At 43.6% G+C, this 16,847-nt stretch carries 16 protein-coding genes; all 16 read left to right on the top strand.

Translation table 11 applies throughout. The annotated features are described in order from the left end of the window. Positions 1-129 precede the first annotated feature (129 nt). Positions 130-1,530, top strand: coding sequence for an undecaprenyl-phosphate glucose phosphotransferase (locus R7Z77_RS14930; protein ID WP_005375269.1), 1,401 nt, complete (start codon positions 130-132; stop codon positions 1,528-1,530). A gap of 10 nt (positions 1,531-1,540) precedes the next feature. Beyond that, on the top strand, positions 1,541-2,746 hold the full coding sequence (locus R7Z77_RS14925; RefSeq protein WP_136976514.1) for an outer membrane beta-barrel protein: 1,206 nt from the start codon (positions 1,541-1,543) through the stop codon (positions 2,744-2,746). A gap of 12 nt (positions 2,747-2,758) precedes the next feature. Then, positions 2,759-3,292 carry a polysaccharide biosynthesis/export family protein gene (locus tag R7Z77_RS14920; RefSeq protein ID WP_005375265.1) on the top strand — a complete coding sequence of 178 codons (534 nt, stop codon included), beginning with the start codon at positions 2,759-2,761 and terminating at the stop codon, positions 3,290-3,292. Between the two features lie 15 nt (positions 3,293-3,307). Beyond that, positions 3,308-5,488 carry a GumC family protein gene (locus R7Z77_RS14915; RefSeq protein ID WP_170960376.1) on the top strand — a complete coding sequence of 727 codons (2,181 nt, stop codon included), beginning with the start codon at positions 3,308-3,310 and terminating at the stop codon, positions 5,486-5,488. Continuing rightward, positions 5,466-6,275: a putative capsular polysaccharide synthesis family protein gene (locus R7Z77_RS14910; protein ID WP_005385848.1), complete on the top strand. Its 810-nt coding sequence runs from the start codon at positions 5,466-5,468 to the stop codon at positions 6,273-6,275. Before R7Z77_RS14915 ends, R7Z77_RS14910 begins: the two co-directional genes overlap by 23 nt. A 2-nt stretch (positions 6,276-6,277) precedes the next feature. Further along, positions 6,278-7,330: a glycosyltransferase gene (locus tag R7Z77_RS14905; protein ID WP_213967613.1), complete on the top strand. Its 1,053-nt coding sequence runs from the start codon at positions 6,278-6,280 to the stop codon at positions 7,328-7,330. Then, on the top strand, positions 7,296-8,543 hold the full coding sequence (locus R7Z77_RS14900; protein WP_064354895.1) for an O-antigen ligase family protein: 1,248 nt from the start codon (positions 7,296-7,298) through the stop codon (positions 8,541-8,543). The genes R7Z77_RS14905 and R7Z77_RS14900 overlap by 35 nt, the downstream gene beginning before the upstream one ends. A 15-nt stretch (positions 8,544-8,558) precedes the next feature. Then, positions 8,559-9,392 (top strand): putative capsular polysaccharide synthesis family protein, encoded by an 834-nt coding sequence (locus R7Z77_RS14895; RefSeq protein WP_005385851.1) that lies wholly within the window; start codon positions 8,559-8,561, stop codon positions 9,390-9,392. Next, on the top strand, positions 9,389-10,420 hold the full coding sequence (locus R7Z77_RS14890; RefSeq protein ID WP_005385852.1) for a glycosyltransferase family 4 protein: 1,032 nt from the start codon (positions 9,389-9,391) through the stop codon (positions 10,418-10,420). The genes R7Z77_RS14895 and R7Z77_RS14890 overlap by 4 nt, the downstream gene beginning before the upstream one ends. A gap of 8 nt (positions 10,421-10,428) precedes the next feature. Continuing rightward, positions 10,429-11,736 carry an oligosaccharide flippase family protein gene (locus R7Z77_RS14885; RefSeq protein WP_213867405.1) on the top strand — a complete coding sequence of 436 codons (1,308 nt, stop codon included), beginning with the start codon at positions 10,429-10,431 and terminating at the stop codon, positions 11,734-11,736. Positions 11,737-11,738: 2 nt separating this feature from the next. Beyond that, positions 11,739-12,134 carry a VanZ family protein gene (locus R7Z77_RS14880; protein ID WP_033906760.1) on the top strand — a complete coding sequence of 132 codons (396 nt, stop codon included), beginning with the start codon at positions 11,739-11,741 and terminating at the stop codon, positions 12,132-12,134. A gap of 67 nt (positions 12,135-12,201) precedes the next feature. After that, positions 12,202-12,522 carry a N(4)-acetylcytidine aminohydrolase gene (yqfB, locus tag R7Z77_RS14875; protein WP_005385855.1) on the top strand — a complete coding sequence of 107 codons (321 nt, stop codon included), beginning with the start codon at positions 12,202-12,204 and terminating at the stop codon, positions 12,520-12,522. Positions 12,523-12,572: 50 nt separating this feature from the next. Further along, a complete protein-coding gene (locus R7Z77_RS14870) occupies positions 12,573-13,172 on the top strand; it encodes a TetR/AcrR family transcriptional regulator (RefSeq protein ID WP_005385858.1) in 600 nt (199 codons plus the stop codon). A gap of 151 nt (positions 13,173-13,323) precedes the next feature. Further along, positions 13,324-14,358, top strand: a complete 1,035-nt coding sequence (locus tag R7Z77_RS14865; protein ID WP_005375239.1) for an NADP-dependent oxidoreductase — start codon at positions 13,324-13,326, stop codon at positions 14,356-14,358. A 14-nt stretch (positions 14,359-14,372) separates the two neighbouring features. Then, positions 14,373-14,990, top strand: a complete 618-nt coding sequence (locus R7Z77_RS14860) for a glutathione S-transferase family protein (protein WP_005375238.1) — start codon at positions 14,373-14,375, stop codon at positions 14,988-14,990. A gap of 291 nt (positions 14,991-15,281) precedes the next feature. Then, complete coding sequence (locus R7Z77_RS14855; RefSeq protein WP_017821260.1) at positions 15,282-16,721, top strand: catalase; 1,440 nt, start codon at positions 15,282-15,284, stop codon at positions 16,719-16,721. The last annotated feature ends 126 nt before the right edge of the window (positions 16,722-16,847 follow it).

Here is a 16,847-nt window from a genome sequence, read left to right as displayed (position 1 = left end):
ATTACACGTGACAAAAAACTCAGCAGCATTCCACAGAATGCTCTGTGCACTAACTACTAATAACGTTCACGACACGGCAATTGGGGAAGACACCCAAGGGCGGTAGCGTGTCAGAAGGGAAACTGAGTCATGAAACAAAAAGGACTTATCCGCTCTCATGAGATGGAGTTCGCTTTTTTATATCGCATCTCAGATCTTGCTGTCATCGTCTCTTTTATGCTGCTTTTAGTGTTCAAAGACATGAATACTGCGATGGGGAAAGATTACGTCATATTGGCTTTCGTTGGAGGCATCTCTTTTCTATTTATGGCAGAAAGCGGCAATCTGTATCGCTCTTGGCGAACCAGTTCGTTTAAAGAGCAGATGTTTATTGTCTGTGTTTCTTGGGCGGTGACTTCTGCACTTATCTTTATTGTGCTGTATTTTTCTGAAGTCCATACCTTATTTGATAACACAATTTTAGTGCTGTGGTTTGCGATTACGCCCGCTCTGCTCTTAGCATGGCGAGTAACATTCCGTACCGGATTAGCCTATTTGAGAAAGAAAGGATTCAACACTCGCACTGCGATCATCATCGGCCAAACTCCTCACGGCATTACCCTAGCTAACGAAATTCAAAACCACACAGAACACGGCGTGCTTTTTGATGGCTTTTACGACGAACGATCTTCCGACAGATTGCCAAATTCTGATTATCCTATTAAAGGAGCTGTTGACCACGCCCTTGAGCGAGCTAAAAAAGGGGAAGTAGATTACGTCTATATCGCGATGCCAATGCACGCAAAAGAGCGCATTGCGTCACTTCTTAACCAATTCTCAGATACCACCGCAAATACGTATCTGATTCCCGACTTCTTCACTTATAACCTTTTACATTCTCGTTGGGCGCAGATCGGCCAAGTTCAAACACTAAGTGTCTTTGATACACCTTTTGCTGGAATTTCTTCTTGGGTAAAACGGTTTGAAGACATCTTGTTTTCGAGCATTATTTTGGTCTTAATCGCCCCTATTCTATTCGTCATTGCGATTGTCATTAAGGCAACGTCTAAAGGCCCTGTCATCTTTAAACAACATCGGTACGGTCTTGATGGACGCAAGATTGAAGTCTGGAAGTTCCGTTCAATGACAACCATGGATCAAGGTTCCAACGTGAAACAGGCGACAAAGAACGATCCTCGTATTACGCCTTTTGGCGGATTTCTACGTCGCACCTCTTTGGACGAACTACCTCAATTTATCAATGTACTGCAAGGGACCATGTCTATTGTCGGCCCACGCCCTCATGCCGTGGCGCACAATGAAGAGTATCGCCAGATTGTTGACCGATACATGCTACGTCACAAAGTAAAACCAGGCATTACTGGCTGGGCACAGATTAATGGTTATCGCGGCGAAACCGACACCTTAGAAAAAATGGAAAAGAGAGTCGAGTTTGATTTGGATTACATCCACCATTGGTCGGTTTGGATGGACATCAAAATCATCTTTATGACTGTTTTCAAAGGCTTCACTGGTGCTAACGCTTACTAAGGTTGAGATTATGAAGAAACTGACAATGGCAATAGCATTGAGTCTGTTTTCTACTGACTTGCTCGCAGAACCGATGGCTTACCAAACCGAGTCTGGTATAGAGTTGATTCCCCTCGTAAAAACTTTCTACGAGGGAGATGACAACATCAATAAAGCGGAAAAATCCGGCAATGTGGAATCGGTCAATATTTGGGGTATAGAACCAAGCTTACTAGCACGTATAGAACGGAATCGCTATCGCGCAGATATTTTATATAAGTTAAAAGCGGGCTTTTCATCTGACGATCGCAACGACTTCGACGACCACACTTTTCAGTTTTCCAACTTTTTCGAATTTAATCATCGTCATCGTTTAGTGGTTGATTACCGTTTTCGCGCCCAGCATGAAGTTCGAGGAGAAGATATTACCGAAGGTAATGGTAGCGCAATCGACTCACCAATAGAGTTCAACCGTAACGATGTAAAAACCAATTATGTCTTTGGCTCTAACGGTGCCAAAGGCAGACTCGAATTCGGTTTAGGCTACAGTGATAAAACCTATCAAAACTATCGTGACGGCTTGCCTGGTCGCCCAAACGCTAAAACTAAATACAACGATTTTCGAGCTCCCAATGCACATTTGGAGTTCTATTTAAGAGCGACGCCAAGAACCTATTGGTTAGTCGGAACAAACCAAATCGTAACCGAGTATCAGCACCGAAATTCTGCGCAGCCATCGAAAGATAACAACACCAGTTTCTATTACACCGGTGCCGAATGGGAAGTCACAGGAAAAACCAAAGGCATCGCTCGACTCGGTTATCAAATCAAAGATTTTGACAGCGCTAAACGAGAGACATTTAAAGGCTTTAGTTGGGATATCGGCTTTGAATGGTTGCCTCAAGAACAAACTCTAGTCAGCGTGAAAACCACTCAGGCGGCGGTTAACCCCGATCAAGATGGCGATTACAACCTACAAACTCGTTACCGACTGAACCTCAAGCACGATTGGAATAGTTACCTTGCAACTCGCTTAGGTGCTGTTTATCAACAAGATGATTACACGGGAATCTCCAGAAACGACGATCGGTACACTCTATCTTTTGGTATCGATTATCAGATCAAACGTTGGATACAGCTGCAAGCCGATTGGCAATACCAAGATAAAAACTCTAGCCGATCGGGTTATAGCTTCGAACAAAACATTTGGACTTTAAGCGCACAGTTTTCTCTGTAAAAAGGATTATTAATGAAGGCATTCATCAAATTCATGAGTGTAGCGTTGTTGCTATTTAGCACTTTGGTCAACGCTGACTCAAACGAGGAAGATTACTTACTCGATACTGGCGATACCATTTCCGTGCAGGTCTATGGTGAAGAAGATCTTACGATTAAAAATATTCTAATAACGTCAGATGGCTATTTTGATTACCCCTACCTTGGCCGAATCAAAGCAATCAAAAAAACACCAAAACAACTCAAGTACGAAATAGAAACGGGCTTAAAAGGCGATTATCTCATCAATCCAAAAGTGATGGTCACCATCAATAACTTTCGTCTGTTTTACGTTAATGGCGAAGTCAGGAAACCTGGTGGATTTGAGTACCGTCCAGGGTTAACCATAGAGAAGGCCATCGCTCTAGCAGGTGGCTTGACCGACAGAGCCTCACGCAAAGGCATTAACCTCACCAAGCATAAAACAGGTCAAACGATGGAAGGGGTCAGTATGCACCGCAACGTTGAACCTGGTGACATTGTATTTATTGACCAGAGCTTCTTTTAAGTGACAGGGAATCAAATGAACGGGACTCATCCAAATAATCTCCAGATGAACAAAGTAGAACTGATTCGTTTTGGCCATCACTTCAAAGCGATTAAAAAGAATTGGCTAAGCATCGCAGCATTCACGCTTCTGTTCTCATTAACTTGTACTTGGTATATCTACTCCAAAGCATCGATATACCAAGCTACAGCTACGCTACTCATCCAAGAGGAGCAAAAAAGCGCCCTTTCAATCGAGGAAGTATATGGCGTCGACACGACAAAAAAAGAGTACTTTCAAACGCAAATCGCCATTTTAAAATCGAATCATATTGCAGATAAGGTCATTAGAGAGCTGAACCTCACCCAATTACCTGAATTCACAAGCTCAGGGGGGTTAAATAAAAAAATCGACCAAATAAAGTCGATTCCTTTTGTTCAAGACCTACTGAATGTGGCACCAAGCCCAAAAGAAACCGCCCAGTTTTCAGAGTCCTATTATCAGGCACTTCAAGCTTTCAGAAGTAAACTCGATATTGAGCCAGTACGTAACACCCAATTAGTCAGAATTCGCTTTCGTTCTACCGATCCTAAGCTTGCGACGACAATCGCCAACGCGGTCGGCCAAGCCTACATTGACGCAAATTTTGAAGCCAAATTGGTCGTTACACAAAATGCGGCTACTTGGTTGACAAATAACTCTCAAAAATTGGAGGAGCGATTACGTAACTCGGATCAAGCGCTGCAAGAATTCTTGTTAAAAGAAGGGTTGATCGATATAAACGGTATTGATGAAATTTACGCAAATGAGCTAGAAGAACTCACTCGCAAGCTGAATATCGCTGTTAATAAGCGTATTGAAGCGCAGACGTTAATCCAACTGTTACGACGTAAATCTTCGCAAAGTTTAGACAGCTTGTTGTCAATTGATGAATTCGCTAATCAAGCGCAAATCCGCGATCTAAAATTGTCGGAAGCACAGGCAGCCAAAAATCTCTCTGAACTGGCACAGCGCTACGGACCTAAACATGATCGAATGATTCAGGCGAAAGCGCAGCTTGCTGAAATTCAATCTAGAACCCAGCAACTCATCCGTGACATTTCCTTCAGTAAGCAACAAGACCTTCTTGCTGCAAAAGCGCAAGAGGACATGCTTCGCGCAGAACTCGATAACAAAAAGTCAGACTTCCAATCGTTAGGGTCACAAAAAGCGCGTTACGAACAGTTAAAACGCGAGGTTGAATCCAATAAGGCACTCTATGAAGCGTTCTTAAATCGTGAGAAAGAGACCAACGCCACCAGCGACTACAAGAATGTCACTGCTCGCTTTACTGATAAAGCCATCATTCCTCTATTCCCGGTGGCACCACAACGAATCAAACTGGTACTAATTGCCACCTTTTTTGGCTTTGCCATTGCTTGCGCTCTAGTCATCATCTTAGAAACGATGCGAGAAGTTATCCGAAGCACAGCCGATGTGCAGGAAAAACTTGGTGTTACGTGTTTAGGTGTGATTCCTATGGTCAAAAAACGCAATTTGCGTAAAAACGGCGTCAGTTATACCGCGTATTTAGATGATGAAGAAAAGCTATTTAGTGAAGCTTGCCGCTCCGTCAGAACCTCGCTTCTGCTCAGATTAACCAACACGAAGCAAAAGATATTGCCCTTTACCTCTGCTATTCCAGAAGAAGGAAAAACATCAACCAGTATCAATATGGCGGTGTCGTTTTCAAAAATGGAAAAGGTATTGATCATCGACTGCGATTTACGTCGACCTTCCATAGCAAAGCGATTCGGTATTGCTGAATCAAGCCCTGGCTTAACGCATATCCTGACGATGGATACGCCAATCAAAGATTGTGTTACACATATAAAAGAAGCCAACTTAGATGTATTATCGGCCGGCCTAATTCCGCCAAACCCACAGGAATTATTGGCTTCTGATCGCTTTAAAAAGTTGCTCGAACATTTTCAAAATAAGTATGACCGGATCATTATCGATACACCGCCCCTACTGTCAGTGAGTGACGCACTTATTCTTGGTCAGTATGCCAATGGTCTGATTACCGTCATTCGCTCAGAATCGACAAAATCATCACTGGTTAACCTTGCGTTGTCTAAACAAATACAACACTCAGTTCCATCTCTTGGCGTCTTAATCACACAAGCCAAGGCCAAGGAAGGAGAGACGCTTTATGTCCAGAAATACGCCTACTAACGTAAACCTATCTTGGTACCAAACGTTGAAAAGCCAAGAACAGCCGGTATTGATCTATCAAATGGGCAAAGTAGGTTCGAGTGCATTAGAGCATTCCATTCCTGACTCGATTCACTTGCACGACCTTATGACCGTCGATGCGCAAAAACAAATATCCCCCGTTCGAGCGCAATTGCATAAGCCTCAGATCAATGCGTTAAAGCGACGACTAAAGCGTATAACGATGAGCCATATGTTAAAGCGCAAAAAAAAAGTTCGAATTATCTCGCTGGTGCGTGAACCGATCGGACGAAATGTCTCAATGTTCTTTCAAGCACTTCCTTTTTGGATGGCGGACAAATATCTAAAGGATGACAGCGCAATACGTACCGAACGACCGCAATTACTCCAAGAAGCATTTGATAAGCACATGAATCATCAATATGCGCTGCAGTGGTTTGACAACGAGATCAAACAACTAACAGGGATTGATGTGTTTAACGAGTCTTTTAATCACGAAGTAGGCTATCAAACATACCATAACAATAACTTCTCACTGTTGGTCATTCGAAGTGACAAGCTAACGAAGGCTAACTCCGCAGTTGAAGACTTTTTAGGTTACCCCGTGGATGTTGTTTATGAAAATCAATCAGACAACAAATGGTACTCGCCACTAATGAAAGAATTCAAAACGCAATTTCAACCTACACCCGAGTACGTTGAAGAAATGCTGAATTCTAAATTGACGAAGCACTTTTTCTCAAATGCAGAAATCACCGACCTTAAACAGCAATATCTGACCAATTAATTATGAAAACCAAGATTCTACATATTATTAATGATCTTTCTCAGAACGGCGGTGCTCAGAAGTTCTTAGTCGACCTTGTTTTAGAACATAAGCCTGAATACGAAATCAAAATTTTGGTCTTGTGTGATGAAAATGATTACTTACCAATGCTATCCGCCCAAGGGATAGAGTGTTTTAACTGGCGCACATTGTCATTGAGTGAGAGATTCTCTTTGCTGCGTTGGCCGGATGTCGTTCACGGGCACCTCTACCCTTCCATTTACCTAGCGCTATTGGCGGTAGGTAAAAAACGAATCCAGACTGAGCACTGTTCTTATAACCGTCGACGTGACTATCCGCTGTTTAAGTTCATGGAATACGTCTTATATTGGGGCCACGACTTGACGGTCAGTATTAGTGAAAAAGTACAAGATGAACTGGTGAAGTTCATGCCTCGCTACCAACATAAATATCACGTGGTGCACAATGGCGTTGATTTAAAAAGGTTTTCTATGACGCCAAGATTCGCCAGCCACCTAATCGACAAACCAGTTATCAAGATTGGAATGGTGGGCCGACTTCACCAACATAAAGATCATGAAACGCTTATCCAAGCACTTATCCATTTACCAAGACGATACGAACTCCACCTTGCGGGAGATGGAGAAAAAAAATCGTCACTGCAAGCATTGGCAACAAAAATCAACGTCGCGCAACGTGTTCACTTTCATGGCGTAGTTTCTGACGTTCCAGCCTTTTTGAACGACATGGATATTTACGTGCAATCGTCGCACGTCGAAGGCTTTGGCTTGGCGGCGGTTGAGGCCATGGCAGCAGGCTTACCCGTATTATCATCGGACGTACCTGGTTTGGATGACGTCACCGGACGTGCCGAATATTTATTTCAAGTTGGTAACGCCACTGAACTGAGCCAAAAAGTTCTCCAGCTGTGTGAAAGTGTTGAGCGGTATGACGCTGCAAGTCAATACTCAGTCAATAGGGTCTCTCTCTACACCATCGATAAATTTCGTGAAGGTTACTATGGAATCTACCAGCAGCTTTGCGCCAACAAATAGTTCCGTGCCATCGAGCCATCGCGCCTCATTGCTTGCAGCATGCCTATTAGCATTGTTCTTTATTCCTATGAAGTTTCGTGCTGGAGGAATAGCGCTAGCCCCATCTGACATCGCAAGCCTTTTGTCCATTGGTTTTACTGCATTAGTGGTATTGGAAGGAAAAGCTGAAAAACTCATGCATCCCTGTATGGGGTTCCTCATATTGTTCACTGGGTATGTGTTCATAAATGGTCTGCTAAATCGCGTCCCTTTAATGCCGCTAGTTATAGAAACTGTGCAATGGTTAGCGATTTTGTGCCTACTGAGCCTAATGTACGCCTATGGCGTGTTTGATGACGAACGGATAATGGTTTATTTCACGTATTTGTTGTTTTTCATCTGTACGCTCGTTGCCTTATGGCACTTTGCTCAGGGCTATCAAAGCGGGTTTAAGTTACTCGGGGTAAGTAAATATGGGTTCGGTGTACTGTGCTCACTACTGTACCTTTATCGAGATAAAATTCGCGCTTTCCACCTTTTGATGCTCGTAGCTTTAGTATTACTGGTGTTGTCACAAGAAAGAAAAGCGCTACTTGGTTTTTGTCTGCTTTTCTTCTTTGACCAACTGCTCGTAAAAAACTTAATGAGAAAATCGCTCAGCGAAACGTACACGTGGGCGATTTTATTAGCCTTGAGCTTCATTGTGTTTACTGCCGTCACAACCACACTCTACGTTGGGTTTGAAACTCTAGCAGACACATTGGAAATAACCCAAGAAGACGTCTTATTTGCCAACCAAAGTGAAGCCCGCTGGGTATCGAATCTTCATAGAAAACTTTTACTTGCCAATGGGCTAGATATTTTACTTCAACACCCAGTGTTAGGTGTCGGCGCGAAAATGTTACCCAACTTTATGATCAGTTACTTTAACTATGATGAGCTGGCGATCTACACCCACAACTTTGTGTTAGATACCGCAATTGAATACGGATTGCTTGGTATTGGTCTGCTGTTTGGTGGTTATTTTCTTTTTATTCGCTTTTGCTTCCGTAGTCTTAATGAAAACAGAAAAAGCTTATTACTTGCGATATACGCCCTCATCATGGTGTTTTTCGTTGCGGTAAACACCACCATAATTTTAATACTCTTGTTACCCGTCATGATCAGCATGAGCAACGACTCAAGGGCCATAGCTCATACTTTTCCGGTAAACCATCACCACGAATATGAATAATCAAGGATAGGATAGATGAAGTATTCAATCTCTCGACAATTTGAAAAGAACCGAGAACTCCAAGCTGATAATTTTGTTTTAGTTTACCAAATGGGTAAAGTTGGCTCCTCATCAATTGAGCACACGCTAGGGGAGAAAAATATCCCGAGCTATCACATCCACACCTTTGATGATCACGAAGAATTTCACATGTATCACAATAAAAAAGACGTGAGTAAATTCTTCGACTTCCGAAACCGCGCACTCTATCGCTTAGTGCTCAAGCAGCGAAAACGTATCTTACAAAAACGCGAGCAGATTAAAATCGTTACGCTGGTCCGCGATCCAATCGCAACTGTCTTTTCTCGCTTCTTTCAAGATCTCCATTTGCAATTTATCGAAGGCAAAAAGAACGATGCAATTCACCGAGATATGGAAGTCACGTATCAGCACCTCGAGCATTGCTTTGATAACTATATCAATCTCAACTATTTTGCGGACTGGTTCGACAACGAGTTAAAGCGTAATTTCAATATCGATGTGATGCGCCAAGAGCTGGACAACACTCACCCTTTCTTCACATTCCAGAACGATCAGGCCAACGTCATGCTAATCAAATGCGAACAGCTCAGTTCTCTTGATAAAGAAATCGGTGAGTTTCTTGAGTTGCAAGACTTCGTGCTGAAAAACAGCAACGAAGCGAAAAACAAGTGGTACTCCAATATCCACCAACACTTTAAGAATCACTACGACTTCTCAAAACTGTTCTATATGTACGATCTTCCCTTGTATCGCCACGTTTATTCAGAGCAAGAGCGTGATGCTTTTAAACACAAATGGATGCAAACACCAGGGACAAAATCATCATGAAGAAAGTGCTCCATGTTACAGAAGCATTTGGAGGTGGCGTTCAAACCGCCCTCTATAGTTATGTTCACTCATCCAGAGACGAGCCTTATCAGCATTTCTTGCTAGCCAGAGCCCGAGAAAACGACTTGACCAATGAGAACAACCACCACATTTTCGTACAGACAAAGTGGGTAGAAGGCGGCTTGCTTCAATTTATTCGCGATGCAAACCACATGATTGCATCACTTGGCCCCGACGTCGTGCATTTGCACTCGAGTAAAGCGGGATTTCTCGGCCGATTTCTAAAGCTTGGCAAGGCACGCTTGGTTTACACACCGCACTGTTATGCCTTCGAACGTGAAGATATCTCAGAGCTTGCACGCCAGATCTATAAAGCACTAGAGAAAGTAAAACTGAGCAAAATTGATGTGGTTGCAGGCTGTAGCCAACGAGAGTGTGACCTAGCCATTAGCATTGGTGCGAAACGTGCCGAACTGCTCAACAACTACGTGTCTTATCAAAGTGAAGATCGTATAGAGCGAAACAAGCAAGAAGCGCTGAAGCTCGTTGTACTTGGTCGTGTCGCGCCCCAAAAAGATCCTCAGTTTCTTATCAGCACATTGCAGTTCCTTAATCGGTATGCGCTTAACCGCCCGATAGAGATCACATGGATAGGTGGCGGGGACCACGTACTCGAACAGAAATTACGCACTGAAAATGTGGATGTAACGGGCATGCTGCCTCGCGATGAGGTAGTTGAAAAGCTCAAGGGTTCAGACCTTTATCTACATACTGCAGCATGGGAAGGGATGCCGTTAACCATTCTAGAAGCATCCAAGTTACATCTTCCTATGGTTATTCGGACCATCGGCGCAACCAAAGATCTCAACTACCCGTTTTTAGCGCTCACACCTGAAGAAATGGCCAAGCAGATCGCGCATTGTGTCAATCATTATGAAGAGATCGATTTTCGCCAATATACAGCAGAATTAAACGATGCCTTCAGTGAAGAAAAACAGCGCCTCGCACTCAATAATATTTACGGTTAAATGCCCCTATGTTTCACACTGTTCAACAAAAATTACTGTTGATGCCCAGCGGTAAAAAAAGCTTGTTATCTACTGGATTAAAAACCGCAATCACGCGTGTGTTGAGTGCGCTATTTGCTTTTTTACTGACTCTGATTGTATCGAAGACCAGTGACGCTTCGACGGCCGGTCAATTTTTCTTTTTATTCAACCTAGTCTCGCTACTCGCTATTGTTTCTCAGCTAGGTTTTGATGTCTCGTTAGTTCGTTACAATGCGATCGCTTTTAATAACAAAGAGAAGCTTGAACAAAGCCAAAACTATAAAACCGCACTTTATCGAAGTATGGCATTTTGCTTGCTCGCCATAGGCGTTTTGTTGGCAGGGTTTAATCTGTTTCCAGAACAGCTAAACCAGACTCAATCACCAATGTATGCGATTACTTTATGCTTGCTTTGTATACCTTTCTTGGTGCTTGCGCAAACCAACAGTCGGGTGCTTCAAGCATGTAGAAAAGTCGTATCATCTCTGTTTGCGTTGCAGCTTGGGGTAAGCATGTTGATGGTCATTTTTGTCTTTGCCCTAGACTATATCGGTCAGCAAAATATCAACAATCTAATGACCGCTCTGCTTTTAGCGAGCATAGGCGTCGCGGTCATATCTAGTGCCAATTGGCTTGGCTCAGATCAATATCAAACATCGGCTTTCGTACCAAACAAAAAAATGGTCGCTTCTGCCAAGCAAGTCTGGGTTGGCAGTATCTTCACGAATGTTCTTCAATGGGGAAGCCTTGTTATTGCGGGCTTTTTTATCTCAACAGCGGAAATCGGTTTGTTAGCCGCAGCCCAACGCACATCACTACTGATTGGCTTTGTGCTGATTACCATTAACTTTGTGGTCGCCCCGATGTTTGCCTCTCTCTACAAAGAGCGTCAAATGCGCAAACTGCAGAACCTGAGCCGCTTGGCGTGCCGAGCCAATGTTGGTTTAGCGATTGTACCCGTAATTATTTGCACCCTCTTCCCCGAGTTTGTAATGCAGTTTTTTGGTGAGGAGTTTCTCGCCGCGGCACCACTATTAGTCGTCCTTTCTCTGGGGCAGTTAGTCAATGTTGCGACTGGTTCAGTAGGTTTTTTATTATTAATGAGTGGTCATGAGAGAACCATGAAATACATTACAATTTCCTCCGGTACGGTGTCCATCTGCCTACTTGTTACGCTTTGTCAAATGTTTGGTGTGATTGGTGCAGCGTGGGCAATGGCAATTGGCATGGCTATCCAGAATTTAGCTGCACTGTACTTTGTAAAACGTTACTTAGGCTTCTTTCCAATAGGTTAATTATGGCTTTAATACTGGCACGCACGAGTTTTGTTTTAGTCCTGATGCTAACCGCTTCACTCTCTTTGTGGAAAAGCTCTGACCTACACCATACTGCTTACCTGCAAATGGAAACCTACTTAGGCGGATCAAGTACGCTTCACTTTACTTTCAGTTTATTGATCGGCTTTTTATCGGTCTTCACGTTCCCTTCTCTGGTGAGCTCGAATAAAACCGACGTTTTTGGGATTCGTCTTTTGCTACTGCTGTTAGCTATCGTTTCAATGGAAGAAATAAGCCAACTTTTTATTCCAAATCGATCATTTAGTTTTGATGATCTCAGCACCAACTGGATAGGCGTTATCTCAGGTTACTTTAGTGCCAAGTTAATTCGCTTCATCCGCGCTCGATCGTTCTAGTAATACAGGAATCTCTGGGGGATTTGGGTATATAATTACGCCAAACAACCAGACTAACGAGTACATCATGCCATCTCATCCAACCAAGATTACTTTTTTTGAATTCTTAACCCCGTTGATCACGTCAGGCAAAAAGACGATAACGATTCGAGATGAATCAGAAAGCCATTACGTTCCCAATACAGAAGTCGAAGTTTTTACCTTAGAAACGGATCGTAAAGTCTGCGATATCAAGATACGTTCTGTAGAACCACTTCACTTTGAAGATATTAATGAGTTTCATGCCGAACAAGAAGCCATCGAACTACCAAAACTCAAGCAGCTAATTCGAGAAATCTACCCAAATACCGACACGCTCTTTGTTATTGAGTATGAGCTGATTAAATAACCCACAACAAATACTAGACGACTGGTCTAATTCATTCTATAGTACACTTCATGAACGCAAAGACGAATGACACACGCCAACATATTCTCGACGTCGGATACGAGTTGATCGTAAACCGAGGGTTCACAAGTGTTGGTCTTTCAGAGCTATTAAAAAAGGCCGCAGTGCCAAAAGGCTCGTTTTATCATTACTTCAAATCCAAAGAACAATTTGGTGAAGCGATGATTCAAGACTACTTTACTAAGTATTTTGAGCGTTTAAACGCACGCTTTACCAATACTGAACTGAGTGGCTACCAACGCCTAATGAGCTATTTCGAAGAAATGGTCAAAGTAGAAGACGACGTGTGTAATGCGAACAAATGTTTATTGGTTAAGTTAAGTGCAGAAGTCTCCGATCTCTCTGAGTCAATGCGCTTGGCATTACGCCAAGGAGCAGACAAAACCATTCAAGCGATAGCGGATTGCATAGACATCGGCATTCAAGATGGCTCAATCCCCAATGGTGACAGTGCGTTATTAGCAAGGCAGATATACTACCTTTGGAATGGCGCTAGCTTGCTGAACAAACTTTATCAAGATCAGGCAGCATTGACGCAAAGTCTGACCTATACTCAACACTTACTGCAGAATACGCGCACTTGCCCATAATGGGCGGCGTGGAAGCAGAATGAACACCCTACACACGTTTCACTGTCAGAAAAAGCGTCAGTGTTAACACAGTAAACCTTCCCGCTTTAAATAAGCGGGATATTTTGAAATAAATACTAGACGACCGGTCTAATCAACAAGTGAGATAGATATGACTAACGCAACAAATCGCAGAATCGTACTCGCGTCACGTCCCCATGGTGCACCGACACAAGAAAACTTTCGTTTAGAAGAGGTAACGAAACCGACTCCGAAAGAGGGTGAAATGCTATTGAGAACGGTTTATTTATCTCTAGATCCATACATGCGTGGTCGCATGAGTGATGCCGAATCATACGCTGACCCTGTTGCAATTGATGACGTAATGGTCGGTGGTACAGTTTGTCAGGTAGAAACATCAAACCACCCAGATTACGAAGCAGGTGAATGGGTTCTTGCCTACACTGTTGGCTGGCAAGACTACGCTATCTCAACTGGTGAGATGGTCATTAAACTTGGTAAAGAACCGCAAAACCCTTCTTACGCGTTAGGCGTTGCAGGTATGCCAGGATTTACCGCGTACATGGGTTTACTCGACATTGGTCAGCCAAAACCAGGGGAGACCATCGTGGTAGCAGCTGCTACGGGGCCTGTAGGCGCAACAGTTGGTCAAATTGGTAAAATCAAAGGTTGCCGAGTTGTTGGTATAGCAGGCGGAGAAGAAAAATGCCGTTACGCTAAAGAGGTGCTTGGCTTCGATGAGTGTATTGATCACAAAGCTGAAGACTTTGCAGAACAACTGAAAAATGCCTGTGACAAAGGTATCGATGTTTACTTCGAAAACGTAGGTGGCAAAGTATTCGAGGCTGTAATGCCACTTCTGAATACAAATGCGCGTATCCCACTTTGTGGTTTGATTTCTCAGTACAACGCGACAGAGCTGCCTGAAGGTACCGACCATCTTCCATTACTAATGGGTAAGCTCCTGACCAAACGAATCAAGGTGCAAGGCTTCATCATTTTTGATGATTACGGACATCGTTACGGTGAATTTGCGCAAGATATTAATCAATGGTTGGCAGAAGGAAAGATCCAATACCGCGAACATCTAGTACAAGGACTGGATAATGCGCCAGAAGCATTCATCGGTCTGTTGGAAGGTAAGAATTTCGGCAAGCTTGTAGTACAGATTAACGACCCATTATAAAAAGGGATATGTAAATGATTAAACTTCACCACCTCAATCAGTCTCGTTCAAAGCGCATCATTTGGTTACTTGAAGAGCTAGATGTAAATTACGAGATTGTACCCTATGTCCGTGATTCCGTGACCTTCATGGCACCGCCAGAACTAAAAAGTGTTCACCCATTAGGAAAGTCACCTGTTCTTGAAGATAACGGCGAGATTATCATTGAGTCAGGTGCAATGACCGAATATTTGATTGAGAAATACAGTGACGGAGCCTTTGCTCCTGAGCGTGGTACAAAAGCACACACAGAATATTTGCAATGGATGCACTTTGCAGAAAGCTCTGCAATTTTACCTATGCTGCTAAAAATCTTCGTAAGCAAAGAGCCAAATGAAACTCAGTTTTTATCAGGCTATGCCGACAAGGAAGCAATGAATGTACTAGGCTACTTCGAGCAATCCTTAGAAGGCAAAACTTACCTAGTAGAAGAGCGTCTGACTGGCGCTGACATCATGATGTCTTTCATTGTCGAATTGGTTCAAAAGTTTGGTTTAGTTAATCACTTCCCTAATATTGAACGTTATGGGAAACAGCTCGCGACACACCCAGCATTTGCAAAAGCTGAACAACTTGAAGTGAAGTACTCTTAATTACTTCCCCCCTTTCGCCCCTTTGATGACACGTAAAACTTCATTTAAGGGGCGATATTACTAGCATCGCAGACACGCTAACTGGATAGCGCTCCCCCCCAGTAAATCGCTTTCGAGAACGCCGATTGTTATGTCAATCAAGCTAATGTAGTAAATTTCTGATTCTAATATAGTTTCGACCATAGTCACCATCTATTGAATTGATAAGCAATATCAGTTTTCTCCCCCAGCTTTTCCGTAATAACCTCCTATACAGTTTCTAAGGTATTGAACCCTGGAGGGGGAAGAAAAATGACAAACAAGAAATTGACTACAGCAGCAGGTTGCCCTGTCGCACATAACCAAAACGTTATGACTGCAGGTCCTCGTGGCCCTCAACTATTACAAGACGTTTGGTTCCTTGAAAAATTGGCACACTTTGACCGCGAAGTGATCCCTGAGCGTCGTATGCACGCAAAAGGTTCTGGTGCTTACGGTACGTTCACAGTAACGCACGACATCACAAAATACACTCGCGCTAAGATCTTCTCTGACATCGGCAAAAAAACAGAACTATTCGCTCGCTTCACTACTGTAGCTGGTGAGCGCGGTGCAGCAGACGCAGAACGCGACATCCGTGGTTTCGCACTAAAATTCTACACTGAAGAAGGTAACTGGGACTTGGTTGGTAACAACACACCAGTATTCTTCCTACGTGACCCACTAAAATTCCCAGACCTAAACCACGCAGTAAAACGCGACCCTCGCACTAACATGCGTAGCTCTACCAACAACTGGGATTTCTGGACATCACTACCAGAAGCATTCCACCAAGTGACTATCGTAATGAGTGACCGTGGTATCCCAGCGTCTTACCGTCATATGCATGGTTTTGGTAGCCACACATTCAGCTTCATCAACGCAGAAAACGAGCGTTACTGGGTGAAATTCCACTTCAAAACTCAGCAAGGCATCAAAAACCTAACTGACCAAGAAGCAGAAGCGATCGTAGGTAAAGACCGCGAAAGCCATCACCGTGACCTTTACGAAGCGATTGAGCGTCAAGACTTCCCTAAATGGAAGATGTACGTACAGATCATGCCTGAGCTAGAAGCGGATGAAGTCAACTTCAACCCATTCGACCTAACACGTGTATGGTCTCAAAAAGACTACCCACTGATCCCAGTTGGTGAGTTTGAACTGAACCGTAACCCAGAAAACTTCTACGCAGAAGTTGAGCAATCAGCGTTCAACCCAGCTGCAGTAGTACCTGGTATCGGCTTCTCTCCAGATAAGATGCTACAAGGTCGTCTGTTCGCTTACGGCGATGCTCAGCGTTACCGTCTAGGTGTGAACCACCATCAAATCCCAGTGAACGCACCTCGTTGCCCTGTTCACAGCTACCACCGCGATGGCGCAATGCGCGTTGATGGCAACTTTGGTTCAACACTAGGTTACGAGCCAAACTACAAACAAGAATGGGCAGAGCAACCAGATTACTCTGAGCCACCTCTACGCATCAATGGCAACGCTGATCACTACGATCATCGTGTAGACGAAGACTACTTCAGCCAAGCGGGTGACCTATTCCGTCTGATGAGCGAAGAGCAACGTCAAACTCTGTTCGATAACACAGCTCGCGCAATGGACGGTGTGCCAGAGTTCATCCAACAGCGCCACGTTCAACACGCATACCAAGCGGACGAAGCGTACGGCAAAGGTCTTGAAATTGCACTAGGCTTAAACAAGTAAGCGAACGCTGCAATCATTACACTGTGTGATTTAAAGACGAAAAAAAGGAGGTACTCTACAGTACCTCCTGATTTCAAATCACTAATCCTTAATCACAAGTCACAAAACATGCTCAAGGTGATTCAT

The sequence above is a fragment of the Vibrio sp. 1401 genome (genome assembly GCF_033340295.1).
Note: the sequence above shows the minus strand (reverse complement) of the source record. Positions and strands in the feature narration are given on the sequence as shown.

Coding starts and splice junctions, on each gene's coding strand:
- R7Z77_RS14930 (WP_005375269.1), top strand. CDS start 130: ATGAAACAAAAAGGACTTATCCGCTCTCATGAGATGGAGTTCGCTTTT.
- R7Z77_RS14925 (WP_136976514.1), top strand. CDS start 1,541: ATGAAGAAACTGACAATGGCAATAGCATTGAGTCTGTTTTCTACTGAC.
- R7Z77_RS14920 (WP_005375265.1), top strand. CDS start 2,759: ATGAAGGCATTCATCAAATTCATGAGTGTAGCGTTGTTGCTATTTAGC.
- R7Z77_RS14915 (WP_170960376.1), top strand. CDS start 3,308: ATGAACGGGACTCATCCAAATAATCTCCAGATGAACAAAGTAGAACTG.
- R7Z77_RS14910 (WP_005385848.1), top strand. CDS start 5,466: ATGTCCAGAAATACGCCTACTAACGTAAACCTATCTTGGTACCAAACG.
- R7Z77_RS14905 (WP_213967613.1), top strand. CDS start 6,278: ATGAAAACCAAGATTCTACATATTATTAATGATCTTTCTCAGAACGGC.
- R7Z77_RS14900 (WP_064354895.1), top strand. CDS start 7,296: ATGGAATCTACCAGCAGCTTTGCGCCAACAAATAGTTCCGTGCCATCG.
- R7Z77_RS14895 (WP_005385851.1), top strand. CDS start 8,559: ATGAAGTATTCAATCTCTCGACAATTTGAAAAGAACCGAGAACTCCAA.
- R7Z77_RS14890 (WP_005385852.1), top strand. CDS start 9,389: ATGAAGAAAGTGCTCCATGTTACAGAAGCATTTGGAGGTGGCGTTCAA.
- R7Z77_RS14885 (WP_213867405.1), top strand. CDS start 10,429: ATGTTTCACACTGTTCAACAAAAATTACTGTTGATGCCCAGCGGTAAA.
- R7Z77_RS14880 (WP_033906760.1), top strand. CDS start 11,739: ATGGCTTTAATACTGGCACGCACGAGTTTTGTTTTAGTCCTGATGCTA.
- yqfB (WP_005385855.1), top strand. CDS start 12,202: ATGCCATCTCATCCAACCAAGATTACTTTTTTTGAATTCTTAACCCCG.
- R7Z77_RS14870 (WP_005385858.1), top strand. CDS start 12,573: ATGAACGCAAAGACGAATGACACACGCCAACATATTCTCGACGTCGGA.
- R7Z77_RS14865 (WP_005375239.1), top strand. CDS start 13,324: ATGACTAACGCAACAAATCGCAGAATCGTACTCGCGTCACGTCCCCAT.
- R7Z77_RS14860 (WP_005375238.1), top strand. CDS start 14,373: ATGATTAAACTTCACCACCTCAATCAGTCTCGTTCAAAGCGCATCATT.
- R7Z77_RS14855 (WP_017821260.1), top strand. CDS start 15,282: ATGACAAACAAGAAATTGACTACAGCAGCAGGTTGCCCTGTCGCACAT.